The following is a 13,839-nucleotide window of genomic DNA, read 5'->3' on the forward strand; positions in this document are numbered from 1 at the left end:
CTCCTCGCCGGTCAGAGCTGGAACTCGGCGGGATTCACCCCCAACGTCGCGCAGGCCTCGCGCAAGACCGTCGCCTCGGCCTGGGAGAAGTGGCCGTCCGCACCGGCGATGACCATGCCGGTCTGGATCACCGCCTTGGCCTCGGTGGGCTTCTTGGCGGCCTTGGCGATCTCCTGCATGGCCTCGGACTTGCCGTGCTGGAAGTTGGCGGTCAGCTGGTCCACATGCTTGTTGAAACGCGTACGCAACTGCTCCGGCGGGAAGTTCTGCAGGACGTCGTTGCTGAGGATCATCGACTCGACCTGCTGGCGCTCGGCCGGGTCCACATTCCCGTCGGCCGCCGCGACCAGGGCGCACATCGCCATGCTCGCGTCCCGGTACGCACCGCTCTTCAACTCGTTCTTCAACGACCCGAGCTGCGTCTTCAGCAGACCGACCAGCTGGGCCTTGCCACCACCGCCGGATGACCTCGCCGCACCGCTGCCGTGCCCGGCACCGCCGTGTCCACCGGTCGTCGCGCCCCGCCCGCCCTGCCCCTGCTGGAGAGCCTTGGCCTGGTCCTTGAGCCGGTCCCACACTGCCATTGACGTCACCTCGGTACTAGTAGGCCTCACCTGGCGCACCCGCTCACGCGCGCACACCCATCCAACGTCCGACCCCCAGGCAAAGGTTCCGCAAAACGAAACGCGGACTGCCCGCACCCCGAAGCCGGGGGCGGGCAGTCTCATGACGGCATGTCAGGCGTTGTCGCGCGAGCGGAGCTTCGGGCGAGGGGCGAGGCGGAGCGCCGCGAAGCCCACCGCTGCCAGGGCCGCCGCCGCGAGGAGGAGGCCGATGCCGCCCGCGCCGGTGGAGGCGAGGCTGCCGCCGAACATGACTAGTGGGACAGCTGATCAAACCGGAGACTCTTGGTCAACCGAGGATGGTTGATTCCGGACGCGGAGGTGTCCGGGCACAGCGCGCGGACGACGTGTGCGGCGATGGCGTCGTCGATCGGGTGCGGCTTCGGGCGGCCTTTCTCGTCGAGCTCCTGGTACTTCATCAGGTTCTGCGCGAGAGCCACCTGACGCTTGCCGTCACGGCTGGACAGCGCGATCGTGCCGGCGCCGAACACCGCCCCGTCGTGACCCCAGAAGCGGCCGCAGCCTCGCAGTTCGAGGGAGTAGATGCCGAGGCCGTAGTCCATGCCGGAGACGGGGACGGTGCGCGTCATCTCGTCGAGGGAGGCCTTGCCGACCAGCTTCCCGCCGAGCAGGGCGCGGTAGAAGCGGTTCAGGTCGTCGGTGGTGGAGACGACCGAACCCGCGGTGGACGCCCACGACATGTCGTAGACGCTGAAGTCACGGGCCGGGTCGAGCAGGCCGAACCACGACTCGTACATCCGCGGGTGCGGGCCCTTGATGTACGGGGTGCGCGGCAGGTACGTGTGGCGCAGCCCGGCCCGGTCGATGACCTGGCGGGCCAGGTAGGCGCCGGCCTTCTGGCCGGTGACCTTCTCCAGCAGCAGCCCGGCGATGACGTAGTTGGTGTTGGAGTACGACCCCGGCACCGCGCCGGGGCGTCCGGTGGCGGGGGCGGCGAGGCCCATCCTGACCAGTTCCGCGGGGCGGATGGAGCGGAAGCGTTCCGCTTCGAGGCTGTCCGTCGAGCCCTGGGCGAGGGAAGGGAAGGCGCCCAGGATGTAGTCGCCGATGCCGCTGGTGTGGTTCAGGAGCATGCGGACGGTGATCTCCCGGCCGCGCTCCCCGGGTATCAGGTCCGGGAGGTAGTCGCCGACGGGCGCGTCGAGCCGGATCCGGCCGCGCTCCACCTGCTGCATGATGCCGACGGCGGTGAAGGTCTTGCTGATGCTGCCCACCCGTTGCCGCATGTCCGGCGTCACGGGGCGTCCGGTGGCCACGTCGGCCTGACCCGAGGCGCCGGTCCACCGCTCGCGGCCGTCCCGCACGGACGAGAAGACGCCGTACATGCCCGCCTCGTGGACGGCGTCCAGCGAGTCGCGCAGGGCGGGTCTGTCCAGGGTGACGGTGTCCCGGGCGGCCACTCCGGTGTCGGCCTGCGCGGGCGCGGTCAGCACGGCGGTGGTCGTCAGCAAGGTGGTGCCCAGGACGGTTCCGAGGAGCCGGGCGATTCGCAACTGCTTGTCCCTTCCCTGGTGTTCGAGTGCGTCGCTTTTCGACTACGTGTGTTCGAACAGGTCGGGAACATCGTCATGGGCGGCGAACGGCCCTTACATCCTTCCGAGGGATGATCGAAAACCGGCCGGGCGACCGCAGGGCAGCAGCGGCGGAAGGGGACGTCAGGCCGGTCCTCGACGATGGCGCGCCAGGACTCGACCTCGAAGGAGCGCAGCCGCATGCGGGCGTGGAGGCGGTTGGGCCGCTGGGGTGGGCGCGACGCCCCGGGCACACGGACGCGATGTCAGGCACGCACACGTCGCCTCCCGGGCCCCTGGGCGCAACCCCGGCGGCGCGGACCGGCCTATCGGTACGCGGCCACGGCTGGCCGGCGGCACGTGAGCGTGCCTCAGCGCACGCGGACGCGGCGCCCGGCACCTGGACGCGGCCCGGCCACACGGACGCGCCCTCCCCGCGCCTGGGCACCGGCCACCGGGCCGCGGGCACCGTCCGTCAACCAGCAGGTCCGTCAAACGGCAGTCGGCACGACCTCATCGCAGCGGAACGGCCAAACGGCACGTGAGCGCGGCCCCCGGCCCCCGGCAGCCGGGCGCGTGCCCCGGCGCGCATGCGGGCCCTCCCGGCGCCCTGGCACCGGCCACCGGGCACGCGGGCCCGGCGCGGCCCGCGGACACGGCCCCCGAGCCCCCGCGCCCCGAGCCCCGAGCGAGAACTCCCGGCACTGGGGCACAGCGCGAGCAGCCGCCCGGCACGGGGGCCGCGAGCAGGCATCCAGGCGGCGGCCCGGCCGTCGGCGATCCGGCACCGGGCGGGCCGTGCCGGGCCACCATCCCGACTGCGGTCACCGCCACCACACCCGCAGCACCGACACCACCGTCCCAGGCGACCCCGCCCCCACCACCCCGGGCGGATCGGCACAGCGTCCACCCGTCACCCCGGGGGCAGCAGGAGCCGAGCGACAGAGCGCCCTGGCTCCTCGCCCCGGCCCGTCATCGCGCACCGCACCGCAAGCGGGAAGGCCGGTCCCGGCTCCCGAGCGGCACACGCGGGGACGCGACGGCCGGGGCCGGCCTTCCTCTGGGCGCAATCTGCCAGTCCGAGAGCCGCGGTGCCTCCCGGGAGGGCCCGAACGAGAACGGGCCCGGGCGGTCCTGGATGATGAGCGCATGTCGACCCTCGCCACGCTCGCGGTGCTGGCCCTCGCCGCACTCCACGCCTACATCCTGGTGCTGGAGATGTTCCTGTGGACCACGCCGCGGGCCCGGGCCGCCTTCGGCACCACTGCCGAGTTCGCCGCCGAGACGAAGGCCCTGGCGGCCAACCAGGGCCTCTACAACGGCTTCCTCGCCGCCGGTCTGGTGTGGGGCGCGGTCGCGTCCGACCCGGTGGGCTTCCAGGTCTCGGTGTTCTTCCTGGTGTGCGTCGCGGTCGCGGGGATCTACGGCGCCGCGACCGCCAGCCGGAAGATCATCTTCGTCCAGACCGTCCCGGCGCTGGCCGCCCTGGCCCTGGTACTGCTCGCGCGCTGAGTTCAGCCGTCCTGCGTGACGGCCCGGTCCATGAGCCGGCGTGCCTCCGCCTCCTCGGTGGCGGGCGGCACGACCAGCAGGTCCCAGCGGCCGCGGCCCGGGGCGATCAGGCAGACGGTGTGCGGGGCGGTCGGCGAGTCCGTGCGTCCCACGTGCACCTCCCGGCCCGCGACGACCATCCGCTCGGGGCAGGCCGGCCAGGTGTCCCCGTTGACGAGGACGCTGCCGATGCGGCCCCAGGCGTCCGGCAGTCCGCCGAGCAGCCCGGGCAGTTCGGCGGCCAGGTCGTACGAACGGGGCCACCACGCCCCGTCGATCCGGCGGGCCGTGCTGCCCCGGCGGGGCTGGTCCGCGATCCGCAGCCGGACCTCGGACGGCGCGGGGGCGGACGGCGGGGGTGAAGATGCGGACGTCATCGGGGGCTCCTGCTGCGGTGGGGGTGCGTGGCCACGAGGTGGCGAAGCCGCGAGCCCGGTGGGGGGAGTCCTGGGAGTGCGTGGAGCGCCGGGGCGAGACCGGTTCGGCCACCGGTTGCGACCTACCCTCGGTTCCTCCACGGTACCCCGCGGGGCGGTACGAGGACCGGGGCCACCCGCACCGCCCGCAGCCCGTCACAGGCCGTAGCGGCTCTTCAGATGGCGCCAGAAGTCGCGCAGCATCCACGTGTCGAACTCGGTGATCTGCGTGGCGCTGCCCGCCTTCATCAGGAAGCAGCACTGGCCGGTCGGCGACCAGTCGTAGAAGTCGTCGAGGCCGAAGGTGTGGCCGACCTCGTGCAGGTAGATGTGGACGTTCTCCTGGTTCAGGGCGCCGGTGAAGTACTCCTGGCCCATGCGCTGGCCCCAGTCGCCGCCCGCGCCGCCCTGGAAGCCCTTGGTCAGCCACAGCGACTGGTCGTAGTGGCGGGCGGCGCCCCCCGGGCACTTGGAGTAGTCGCCGTCCTGGTGGAAGAAGCGTCCGCAGTCCGGGGCGCACTGCGGGGCGCCGCCGCCGTCCAGGACACCGCTGTAGATGTCGACGGAGTTGTCGGTCCACTGGAGGGTGGAGCGGTTCTTCACGGCCCAGCCGACGATGTTGACCGGCACCGTCGTGTACGGCCAGGCGTTGTGGCCCTTGCCGTTCACCACCATCGCGGACATCCACTTGCCGAACTGCTTCTTCAGCGCCGCGTGGATCCGGTCGCGCAGGGCGGCGCTGACCGGGGCGTCGGATTCCCAGCGCACGCAGTAGTTGACGCTGCCCCGGTTGGCCATGACCTGGTCCCACCCGTAGTTCCGGAAGCCGTACAGGTTCCCGTAGGTCGACTCGACGTGGTTCCACACCTCGTTCAGGGGCTGGTCGAGGTGTGCGGGCGGGTTCCAGTCGTCGGCGGCCTGCGCCTTGCCGGACGCCATGCCGGGTGTGGCGAACGCCGCCGCCAGCACGGCGAGCACGGTGAGCAGCCGCGCCAGGTGTCTGCGCATGGTGATCTCCTCGTGTGGGGGGGGAGGGGCGTCACCCTGAAGTCGTCACCGGCACGGCCGGGGTTGCCTGCCGATGACCGAGGGGGCATTCCGGGCGCTTTATCGCATTCCGTCGGCGATACTTGGGGCATGAATACGGCAACGTATGCAGAACTGGCGGCGTCGTCAGATCACGCGGTCGCCGTGACCATCGCCTTCGTCGGCGGGCTGATCGTGGCCTGTGCGCTGATCTGGGCCGTGCGGGTCGGGATGCGGGTCATGGACACGGACACCCACCACCCCTCCCCGGAAGAACAGCCGCACGTCCCGGACGGCGGGCCGGTCCGCGAGATGCGGGAGATGCGCGAGCCCGACGATGTGCCGGTCGTGGCGCGCGACGGGCAGCGGATCATGCCCCATGAACTCCACCGTGCGAGCACCAGGACCGGAAAGGACCAGAAACCGCGTCGCTGGTCGCCCGGATCCAGTGGCTCCTTCGGCGGCGGCGGACTCGGCCGCACATGAGGCCATGAGGCCGTAGAGGACCAGGGAGGCGACATGGCTGCCCGCCACCGGACCCGCTGGGCCACGGGAGGGGCGGCCCTGGCGCTCGCCCTGTCCGCCGCGCTCACCGGATGCAGCGACGACTACAGCCCCTCGGACGCCGCGAGCAAGGCGGAGTCCGCCGTGGGGTCGATCGCCTCGGGGGCCTCCGAGGCGGTCGAATCCGCCACGGCGGAGGCCGGGCGCCGCCTCGACGACATCCAGGACGGCATCGACGTCAAGGGCGACGTCCGGATCGGCACGCCCGTCGCCGGTTCCGACGGCCGGGTCCGGGCCGAGGTCACCGCCCGCAACACCGACGACTCGACCCGCTCCTTCGCCGTCCAGGTCGACTTCAAGGACTCCGGGGGCGGCCTGGTCGACACCGCCATCGTCACGGTCGACCACGTACAGGCCGGTGAGTCCGCCACGGCCACCGCCCGCAGCACCCACGACCTCTCCGGCGACGTCCGCACGGACGTGGCCCGCGCCGTCCGCTACTGACGGCCCGCGCCGGCCTCCTCCGCCACCACGATGTCGATCTGCTCGCTCATCGCGCTCACCCCGTTCAGGGCGGCGACCGCCTGAAGCCGGTTGGCACCCGCCGCGAGGCCGGTGCCGGGGGTGCAGCTCCAGGTGCCGTCGGGCGCGGCGGTGGTCGCGCAGGCCTCCTGGTCGTCCTTGTCGCGGACGGTGACCTGGGCTCCCGGGTGGGCGGTGCCGGAGACCTCCGGCCGGGCGGCCAGCGGCACACCGGACAGCGGGCGGGTCAGGACCGGCGAGGCCAGGCCCACGGTGACCGCACACCGGCCGACCGCCCGCGGCACGCCCTGGGCGTCGGTGAGGCGCAGCGAGCAGTCCCGCAGCCGGGTGCCGGGGACGGCGTGCGCGGGGACGGCCAGCACGAAGGGAAGCACTCCGCCCTGCCCGGACCCCCCGCCGGTGAGGGTGTACGCCGCGCTGCGTCCGTCGGCGGCGACGGAGCCGCGGTGGCCGGACGCGTCGAGCGGTGTGCCGGTCACCCGCGTGCCCCGGGGCGCGGTCAGCGTCAGCGTCACGCCCTCGGCGCCCTCCGGGACGCCCGCGACCTCGACGATGCCCTCCCGGCCGGGCGCGATGGTCGCCGCTCCCCACAGCCCACCGTCCCGGGCCACCGCGGGCGCCCCGGGGACCGCGAGCACCCCCACCACGACGGCCCCCGCCACAGCTGCTGTCCTGCTGTACCTGTTCATCGCGGGCGGGGCTCCTTGTCCGTGTCCGGCCGTCGAAGACACTCCGCCGCCGATTCTCACGGGCCTGACCCCGGGTGGCACGCCCTGCTGATCCACGCGAGTGGATCAGCAGGGCCAAAGGGGGCGCGCCCCAAAGGGGCGCGGGGCTGTGTCGATCTGCGCTCCGCCGCGGGGCGCGACCAGCCACCGCGGCGCCGCAGCCGAAGCACGACCCCACCGTCCGCGCGCGGAGCGCTCACCGGCCCAGCCACACCGTCGTGTCCGGCCCGAGCCGCCCGTCCTCCAGCGGCGCGCTGGCCAGCAGCACCTCACCCGCCGGCAGTTCGACCGCCGCGCCGGAGAGGTTCGTGACGCAGCGCCAGCCCTCGCACCGGTCGAACCGGAGCACACCCTCCGGGGCATCCGCCGCCCAGGTCAGCTCCTCGCCGTCGAGGAGCTTGCGGCGCAGGCGCAGGGCCGTGCGGTAGAGCTCCAGGGTCGAGCCCTCGACGCCGTCCTGCGCCTCGACGGCGTGGGCGGCGAAGGCGGGCGGCTGAGGCAGCCACGCACCGCCGGACCCGAAGCCGTACGACGGTCCGGTCGTCGTCCACGGCAGCGGCACCCGGCAGCCGTCGCGGCCCTTGCGGACGTGGCCCGTCTGCTCCCAGATCGGGTCCTGGAGAACCTCGGTGGGCAGGTCGGCGACCTCGGGCAGGCCGAGTTCCTCGCCCTGGTAGACGTACGCCGAGCCGGGCAGCGCCAGCATCAGCAGGGTCGCCGCCCGGGCCCGGCGCAGCCCGGCCGCCTCGTCGACGGCCGGGGCGTGGCCGCCGGAGAGCAGCCAGGCGTTGGGGTCGGTGCCGGGCGGCAGCATGAGGCGGGAGGCGTGCCGTACGACGTCGTGGTTGGACAGCACCCAGGTGGCCGAGGCGCCCGCCGCCCGGGCGGTGGCGAGCGAGTCGGTGATGACCTGCCGCAGTTCCTCCGCGTCCCAGCCGGTCTGCAGGTACTCGAAGTTGAAGGCCTGGCCCAGCTCGTCCGGGCGGGCGTACAGCGCACGCCGGGCACCGGGCACCCATGCCTCGGCGACGGCCATGCGGGGCGGGCGGTAGGAGTCGAGGATCTTGCGCCAGTCGCGGTAGATCTCGTGCACGTCGTCGCGGTCGTAGAAGGGGTGGGTGCCGGGCGGCATCGCGGCGAGGGTCTCCTCGCCGCTCAGCTCGGGCGCGCCGAGGTCGCGCAGAGGTTCGCTCAGGTCCTTGGCGAGGGCGTGGGCGACGTCGACGCGGAAGCCGTCGACCCCGCGGTCGGACCAGAAGCGCAGGGTGGTGCGGTGGTCGGCGCGGACCTCCTGGTTCTCCCAGTTGAGGTCGGGCTGCTCGGGGGCGAAGAGATGGAGGTACCACTGGCCGTCGGGCACCCGCTGCCACGCGCTGCCGCCGAAGACGGACTGCCAGTCGGTGGGCGGGAGTTCGCCGTGTTCACCGCGGCCGTCGCGGAAGACGTACCGGTCGCGTGCGGCCGAGCCGGGCCCGGAGCGCAGGGCCTCCTGGAACCAGGCGTGCTGGTGCGAGGAGTGGTTGGGCACGATGTCGACGATGACCTTCAGGCCGAGGCGGTGGGCTTCGGCGACCAGGGCGTCGAAGTCGTCGAGGGTGCCCAGGCGCGGGTCGACGCCCCGGGGGTCGGCGACGTCGTAGCCGCCGTCGGCGAGTTCGGACGGGTAGAAGGGGCTCAGCCACAGGGCGTCGACACCCAGGGCGGCGAGGTGGGTGAGACGGCGGGTGATGCCGCGCAGATCGCCGAGTCCGTCGCCGTCGGCGTCGGCGAAGCTGCGGGGGTAGATCTGGTAGACGACCGCCTGGCGCCACCAGTCGGGGTCACGGGACGACAGGTCGAGGGTGGAGCGATCGGTCACGCGGTCTCCTTCGCAGGGCGTACGGGCGACAGCATTGAATGTGTCCAGAATGCCGGAAAAAGGAACCATCGCGCTGATCGGAGCAATCCATTCCTGCTGTGACGAAAGTGTGATGGCGGCGCAACTTCCTTTGTATTACCGCAGGTTGACAGCGTGCTGCGGCACCGCCACGATGGGGCCACTGAGGCGCATGTGACCAATGGGCCCAGTGTTTCTCAGACCACTCACCCCCGGTACGGCCCCGGCAGCCGCACGCTGCCCGCATGCCGTCACCCGGGTTCTGCACACGCCAAGAAATGGGATACGCATGTCCATAGCGAGACGTGTCACCGCGCGACGCCTGCTGGGGACGGGCGCCGCGGCCCTTGCCCTCTGCGCCGCCTCCGCCACCACCGCGTTCGCCACCGGTTCGCCCGGCGGCGACGGCTGGTCGTCCGGCGGCAGCTACAAGCCCGGCACCGGCGCGGGTACGGAGACCGGGACCGACCGCTGCCAGTTCTCGCTCGACGGCACCACCTTCCACGACTCGGTCAAGGTCGACGACCAGAACCTGAAGCCGACCGACGACGGCAAGGTGCACATCAAGGTCCGCACCGCCGGTGACGCGGCCACCTGCACGGCCTCCCTCGCCTCCTACCTCGCCCACGGCGCGACGTTCGCGACCTCCGGCGAGCAGGTGTTCGTCGACTTCGACACGGTGACGGTCAAGCCGGGCGGCACCGAGTCGCTCGACATCGCCATCCCGGACAAGGGCTGCTTCGGGCAGATCGACCTCTACCGGGGCGCGGTGAAGTTCGACGGCGAGCTCGACGCGAAGGACGGCTTCGAGCACGGCGACCTGCCCAAGGGCCCGGACCGCCCGGTCATCAAGGACAAGCTGATCGCGGCCTGGAACGGCGGCACGAAGAACTGCACGACCCCGCCGCCCGCGGAGACGGAGCCGCCCGCCCCCACGCCGCCCGCGAGCCCGTCCGAGCCGGCCGAGGAGACCACGCCTCCGGCGTCCCCGTCCGAGCCGTCCGAGCCGTCCGAGCCGGCCAAGCCCTCGACGCCCCCGTCCTCCGGCACGGACACCCCCACCCCGAGCGCCTCCGAGTCGACGCCCGTCGCGCCCAAGCCGAACGGCGGTGGCGGCGACCTCGCCGAGACCGGCGCCGACAGCAGCACCGGCCCGATCGCGCTCGGCGCGGCGGCCTTGCTGGCGGGCGGCGCGGCCCTCGTCGTCGCGACCCGTCGCCGCGCGGCCAGGCGCAACGCGTAAGCACCGGAACCAGCCCACGCCGGGGCGCGGCATCCCCTGGCGCCGGGCTGCGCACGCCCCGCCCTGACGGTGTCCCACCAGGACCCGTCGGGGCGGGGCTTCGGCCGGGGTCGCTACACGGTCTCCAGGTACAGGTTCACGTACCGCTCCACGTCCACGTCCAACGCCACCTCCACCAAGGGCTGTTCGCGCATGCCCTCGTGGATCTCGGACTCGCCGGGGACCGGCCGGCGGTCGACGACCGTCTGGCCGCGCGCGGGCCCGGGGGCCAGGACGACCTCGACCGGCAGGCGCTCGGTGGTCAGGCCCTTCGGGTCGACGACCGCGCAGACCGCACCCGCGTCACCGAGACCGCCCATGGGCGTGGGATCGCCGGACGTGGCCGGGTCCCGGTGGGCGAGCAGCTCACCGGCCATTCGCAGGCTGGGCTCCGCGCTCGCCCGCAGCCGCTGCACCTCGCCCGCGGGCACCAGGACCTTCTTGAACACGTCCAGCCCGTACATCGTGATCGGCACCCCCGCGGTGAGCAGCACCGCGGCCGCCTCCGGGTCGTGCCACACGTTGAACTCCGCGACCGGCGTGGCGTTCCCGGTCGCCACCGCGCCGCCCATGAACACGATCCGCTCGATGTTGCGGGTCACCTCGGGGTGCGTCCGCAGCAGCAGCGCGATGTTCGTCAACGGCGCCATGGGAATCAGCGTGACCGGCCTCGGCGAGGCGAGGATCTCGCGGCGCAGCAGCGTCACCGCGTCCACGTCGACCGGCACGCGGGTCGGCGCGGGCAGTCCCAGATCGCCCATCCCGTCCTGCCCGTGCACATGCCGGGCCGTCCGTACGGGCTCGATCAGCGGACGCTCGGCACCCCGGGCGACGGGGATGTCACCGGCGCCGGCCACCTCCAGCACGGTCAGGGTGTTGCGGACGACGCCGTCGACGTCCGTGTTCCCGGCCACGCAGGTGATCGCCCGCACGTCGAGCGCGGGGTGCCGTACGGCGAACAGCAGGGCGAGGGCGTCGTCGACACCGGTGTCGCAGTCGATGATCACCGGGATGGGCTGACCGTCCGTCACGGCGGGGACTCCTTCCAGTGGCTGCGCGGGAAAGCTCCGCACAGGCGACCCTACGGCCCCGGCCCGTTCCGGGCTCCGGCCCGCGTCAGGACCGGCGTACCGCCGTGACGTCGAATTCCAGCGTCACCTTCCGGCCGACCATGCACCGGGCCCCGCTGACACCCCAGTCGTGGCGGTCGACGACCGTGCGGCCCGTGAAGGCGGCCGGCTGGCCGCCCCGCGGATCGCGGCCGGATCCGGTCAGTTCGAAGTCGACGCTGAGGACCAGGTCATCGAGGGCCTCATCGGCGTGCTGGCCCCCGACGCGACCGCGATCGGCGGCGGCGGCGGGCTCGTGCCGGCCGCGCTCCACCCGGTCGAGGGCGCCGAGCAGGTCGCCCGCTTCTTCGCCGGCCGGGCCCGCGCGGTACCCGGCATCTCGCTCGAGGAGTGCGCGGTCAACGGCCGGCCCGGCCTGGTGGCCCGCAAGGACGGCGTCACCGTGTCGGTGCCGGCGTGCGACATCGCGGGCGACCGGATCCAGCACGTCTGGGCCGTACTCAATCCCGACAAGCTCCGCCCCTGGACGGCACGCTGACCTGCGCCGCCGGCCACACGAACGGACGCGGCGATGATTCCGGCCCCGCCGGACGGTCGTTACGGGCAGCAGACGACGAAGGAGCCCCGCCATGCCCGCACAGCAACCGACGACCGAGCTCGACGCCCGCTACAGCTCCGCGCTCAACCCCCGCCCGGGCGCCTCGGAGGTCACCGCCACCGCCTGGGCCGAGGCGCAGGGGTGGCTGGAGGCCGCCGAGATCTTCTGGGTGTCCACCGTGCGGCCGGACGGCCGGCTGCACGTCACGCCCTGCATCGCCGCCTGGCACGACGGAGTGCTGTACTTCTCCACCGGCCGCACCGAGCAGAAGGCGAAGAACCTGGCGCACGACGCCCACTGCGCACTGACCACCGGGGCGAACTCCCTCACCGACGGGCTCGACCTCGTCATCGAGGGCCGGGCCGAGCCGGTCACCGACCGGGCCCGCCTGGAGGAGGTGATCACGGCGTACGAGACGAAGTACGGCCCGCACATCACCTCCCCCGAGGGCACCTTCCACGGCATCGGGGACGCCTTCCGCCGCGGCGACGCCGTGGTGTTCGCGGTGGCCCCGGACACGGCGTACGGCTTCGGCCGGGACAACGGCGTCTACAGCCACACGCGCTGGACGTTCTGAGACCGGCCGCGACGTGGAGGGCCCCGTCCTAGGACGGGTCCCACAGCCCGGGGCCGCGGGCCGCCACCCGGTCGCCGATACGGCGCAGCAGCTCGTCCCCGGGCAGGGTGTCCGGCCGGCTGCCGTCGCGCAGGCGGGGGGCCACCAGGCCGGCGGCGGCCTCCCGCCCGCCGATCACCGCCTGGTACGGCACCAGCCGGGCCGAACGGATCCGGGCCGCGAGGGTGCCCTGCCCGGGGCCGGCGACCTCGGCGCGCAGCCCGAGCTCCCGGGCCCGTCCGGCCAGGGCGTGGGCTGCCTCGGACTGCTCCTCCCCCACCGGCAGGACCATCAGCTGCACCGGCGCCAGCCACGGCGGGAAGGCGCCGCCATGCTCCTCCAGGAGATGGGCGACCGCGCGCTCCACACTGCCGATGATGCTGCGGTGCACCATGACCGGGCGGTGCTTCGCGCCGTCGGGGCCGATGTAGTGCAGGTCGAAGCGCTCGGGCTGGTGGAAGTCGATCTGCACGGTGGACAGGGTGGCCTCACGGCCGGCCGGGTCGGTGATCTGCACGTCGATCTTGGGGCCGTAGAAGGCCGCCTCGCCCTCGGCCTCCTCGTACGCGACGCCGGAGCCGTCCAGGACCTCCCGGAGCAGGGCGGTGGCGCGCCGCCACAGCTCCGGGTCGGCCACGTACTTGCCGCCCTCGCCGGGCAGGGACAGCCGGTACCGGGCCGCGCGGATGCCCAGGTCCGCGTAGGCGCGGCCGATCAGCTCCAGCGCGGACCGGGCCTCCTCGACGGCCTGCTCCAAGGTGCAGAAGATGTGCGCGTCGTTGAGGGTGATGGACCGCACCCGGGTCAGACCGCCGAGGACACCGGACAGCTCCGAGCGGTACATGCCGCCCAACTCCGCCATGCGCAGGGGTAGTTCGCGGTAACTGTGGGAGCGGGAGCGGTAGATCAGGGCGTGGTGGGGGCACAGACTCGGGCGCAGCAGGACCTGCTCGGCGCCCACGTCCATCGGCGGGAACATGTCGTCGCCGTAGTGCTCCCAGTGGCCGGAGATCTCGTACAGCTCGCGTTTGCCGAGGGCGGGTGAGTACACGTGCCGGTAGCCGGCCCGCCGTTCCGCGTCGCGGATGTACTCCTCCAGGGTGTGCCGCACGACGGCGCCGTCGGGCAGCCAGTACGGCAGACCGGCGCCCATCAGCGGATCGGTGTCGAACAGGTCCAGTTCACGGCCGAGTCGGCGGTGGTCGTGCATGGTGGCTCCTCGTGTCTGGGAGGCGAGCACCACGCGACGAAGCCCCGGGGCACTCGCCCCGGGGCTTCGGACATCTGGGTCAGCTGTCAGCGCGCCGGGACTCTCTCCGGCGTCGTCGTGGAGGACGGGAACGGCTGGACTCGCTGCATGGCGTGACCGTAACAGGGCGGCGGGCGGCGGGCGACGGGTTTTCGGGCGAAGGGCGGTGGGTGTTCTGGTCCTCATGGGCTGTGGGCGTTCTGGTCTTGGGGGCGGTGAGCGTCT

15 protein-coding genes are annotated in these 13,839 nt (G+C 73.1%); 6 read left to right on the forward strand and 9 right to left on the reverse strand.

Features of this window, described 5'->3' with window-relative positions; all coding sequences use genetic code 11:
• Positions 1-11: 11 nt before the first annotated feature.
• The 3 genes from BJ965_RS18290 to BJ965_RS18300 form a co-directional block, all read right to left on the reverse strand.
• Complete coding sequence (locus BJ965_RS18290) at positions 12-584, reverse strand: tellurite resistance TerB family protein (protein WP_184909644.1); 573 nt, start codon at positions 582-584, stop codon at positions 12-14.
• Positions 585-737: 153 nt separating this feature from the next.
• Positions 738-875 (reverse strand): hypothetical protein, encoded by a 138-nt coding sequence (locus BJ965_RS18295; protein WP_184909645.1) that lies wholly within the window; start codon positions 873-875, stop codon positions 738-740.
• 2 nt (positions 876-877) lie between these two features.
• Positions 878-2,137, reverse strand: a complete 1,260-nt coding sequence (locus BJ965_RS18300) for a serine hydrolase domain-containing protein (protein WP_184909646.1) — start codon at positions 2,135-2,137, stop codon at positions 878-880.
• Positions 2,138-3,304: 1,167 nt separating this feature from the next.
• Here BJ965_RS18300 and BJ965_RS18305 point away from each other — a divergent pair.
• Positions 3,305-3,667 carry a DUF1304 domain-containing protein gene (locus BJ965_RS18305; protein ID WP_184909647.1) on the forward strand — a complete coding sequence of 121 codons (363 nt, stop codon included), beginning with the start codon at positions 3,305-3,307 and terminating at the stop codon, positions 3,665-3,667.
• Positions 3,668-3,669: 2 nt separating this feature from the next.
• On the opposite strand, the gene BJ965_RS18310 is transcribed toward BJ965_RS18305, so the two are convergent.
• Positions 3,670-4,083, reverse strand: a complete 414-nt coding sequence (locus tag BJ965_RS18310) for a DUF5994 family protein (protein WP_184909648.1) — start codon at positions 4,081-4,083, stop codon at positions 3,670-3,672.
• A 195-nt stretch (positions 4,084-4,278) separates the two neighbouring features.
• The gene (locus BJ965_RS18315) at positions 4,279-5,130 is read right to left on the reverse strand and encodes a hypothetical protein (RefSeq protein ID WP_184909649.1); all 852 of its coding nucleotides are present in this window, start codon (positions 5,128-5,130) and stop codon (positions 4,279-4,281) included.
• A gap of 129 nt (positions 5,131-5,259) precedes the next feature.
• On the opposite strand from BJ965_RS18315, the gene BJ965_RS18320 reads away from it, so the two are divergent.
• Both BJ965_RS18320 and BJ965_RS18325 read left to right on the forward strand, forming a co-directional pair.
• Complete coding sequence (locus BJ965_RS18320) at positions 5,260-5,634, forward strand: DUF6479 family protein (RefSeq protein WP_184909650.1); 375 nt, start codon at positions 5,260-5,262, stop codon at positions 5,632-5,634.
• A 33-nt stretch (positions 5,635-5,667) separates the two neighbouring features.
• Complete coding sequence (locus BJ965_RS18325; protein ID WP_184909651.1) at positions 5,668-6,156, forward strand: hypothetical protein; 489 nt, start codon at positions 5,668-5,670, stop codon at positions 6,154-6,156.
• On the opposite strand, the gene BJ965_RS18330 is transcribed toward BJ965_RS18325, so the two are convergent.
• Positions 6,150-6,884 carry a carboxypeptidase regulatory-like domain-containing protein gene (locus tag BJ965_RS18330; RefSeq protein WP_184909652.1) on the reverse strand — a complete coding sequence of 245 codons (735 nt, stop codon included), beginning with the start codon at positions 6,882-6,884 and terminating at the stop codon, positions 6,150-6,152. The genes BJ965_RS18325 and BJ965_RS18330 overlap by 7 nt on opposite strands.
• Before the next feature lie 235 nt (positions 6,885-7,119).
• Positions 7,120-8,781, reverse strand: coding sequence for a glycoside hydrolase family 13 protein (locus BJ965_RS18335; RefSeq protein ID WP_184909653.1), 1,662 nt, complete (start codon positions 8,779-8,781; stop codon positions 7,120-7,122).
• Positions 8,782-9,088: 307 nt separating this feature from the next.
• Between BJ965_RS18335 and BJ965_RS18340 the strand changes: the two genes are divergently transcribed.
• Complete coding sequence (locus tag BJ965_RS18340) at positions 9,089-10,042, forward strand: LAETG motif-containing sortase-dependent surface protein (protein ID WP_184909654.1); 954 nt, start codon at positions 9,089-9,091, stop codon at positions 10,040-10,042.
• A gap of 113 nt (positions 10,043-10,155) precedes the next feature.
• On the opposite strand, the gene BJ965_RS18345 is transcribed toward BJ965_RS18340, so the two are convergent.
• A complete protein-coding gene (locus BJ965_RS18345) occupies positions 10,156-11,112 on the reverse strand; it encodes a nucleoside hydrolase (protein WP_184909655.1) in 957 nt (318 codons plus the stop codon).
• Positions 11,113-11,281: 169 nt separating this feature from the next.
• Between BJ965_RS18345 and BJ965_RS18350 the strand changes: the two genes are divergently transcribed.
• Both BJ965_RS18350 and BJ965_RS18355 read left to right on the forward strand, forming a co-directional pair.
• Complete coding sequence (locus BJ965_RS18350; RefSeq protein ID WP_184909656.1) at positions 11,282-11,689, forward strand: hypothetical protein; 408 nt, start codon at positions 11,282-11,284, stop codon at positions 11,687-11,689.
• Positions 11,690-11,780: 91 nt separating this feature from the next.
• Complete coding sequence (locus BJ965_RS18355) at positions 11,781-12,326, forward strand: pyridoxamine 5'-phosphate oxidase family protein (RefSeq protein ID WP_184909657.1); 546 nt, start codon at positions 11,781-11,783, stop codon at positions 12,324-12,326.
• Positions 12,327-12,354: 28 nt separating this feature from the next.
• Here the strand turns inward: BJ965_RS18355 and thrS are convergent, their stop codons facing one another.
• Positions 12,355-13,800, reverse strand: coding sequence for a threonine--tRNA ligase (gene thrS / locus BJ965_RS18360; protein WP_313666953.1), 1,446 nt, complete (start codon positions 13,798-13,800; stop codon positions 12,355-12,357).
• Positions 13,801-13,839 lie beyond the last annotated feature (39 nt).

The organism is Streptomyces luteogriseus (genome assembly GCF_014205055.1).
GTDB lineage: Bacteria > Actinomycetota > Actinomycetes > Streptomycetales > Streptomycetaceae > Streptomyces > Streptomyces luteogriseus.

Coding starts and splice junctions, on each gene's coding strand:
- BJ965_RS18295 (WP_184909645.1), bottom strand. CDS start 875: ATGTTCGGCGGCAGCCTCGCCTCCACCGGCGCGGGCGGCATCGGCCTC.
- BJ965_RS18315 (WP_184909649.1), bottom strand. CDS start 5,130: ATGCGCAGACACCTGGCGCGGCTGCTCACCGTGCTCGCCGTGCTGGCG.
- BJ965_RS18290 (WP_184909644.1), bottom strand. CDS start 584: ATGGCAGTGTGGGACCGGCTCAAGGACCAGGCCAAGGCTCTCCAGCAG.
- BJ965_RS18310 (WP_184909648.1), bottom strand. CDS start 4,083: ATGACGTCCGCATCTTCACCCCCGCCGTCCGCCCCCGCGCCGTCCGAG.
- BJ965_RS18340 (WP_184909654.1), top strand. CDS start 9,089: ATGTCCATAGCGAGACGTGTCACCGCGCGACGCCTGCTGGGGACGGGC.
- BJ965_RS18355 (WP_184909657.1), top strand. CDS start 11,781: ATGCCCGCACAGCAACCGACGACCGAGCTCGACGCCCGCTACAGCTCC.
- BJ965_RS18320 (WP_184909650.1), top strand. CDS start 5,260: ATGAATACGGCAACGTATGCAGAACTGGCGGCGTCGTCAGATCACGCG.
- BJ965_RS18330 (WP_184909652.1), bottom strand. CDS start 6,884: ATGAACAGGTACAGCAGGACAGCAGCTGTGGCGGGGGCCGTCGTGGTG.
- BJ965_RS18305 (WP_184909647.1), top strand. CDS start 3,305: ATGTCGACCCTCGCCACGCTCGCGGTGCTGGCCCTCGCCGCACTCCAC.
- BJ965_RS18325 (WP_184909651.1), top strand. CDS start 5,668: ATGGCTGCCCGCCACCGGACCCGCTGGGCCACGGGAGGGGCGGCCCTG.
- thrS (WP_313666953.1), bottom strand. CDS start 13,800: ATGAGGACCAGAACACCCACCGCCCTTCGCCCGAAAACCCGTCGCCCG.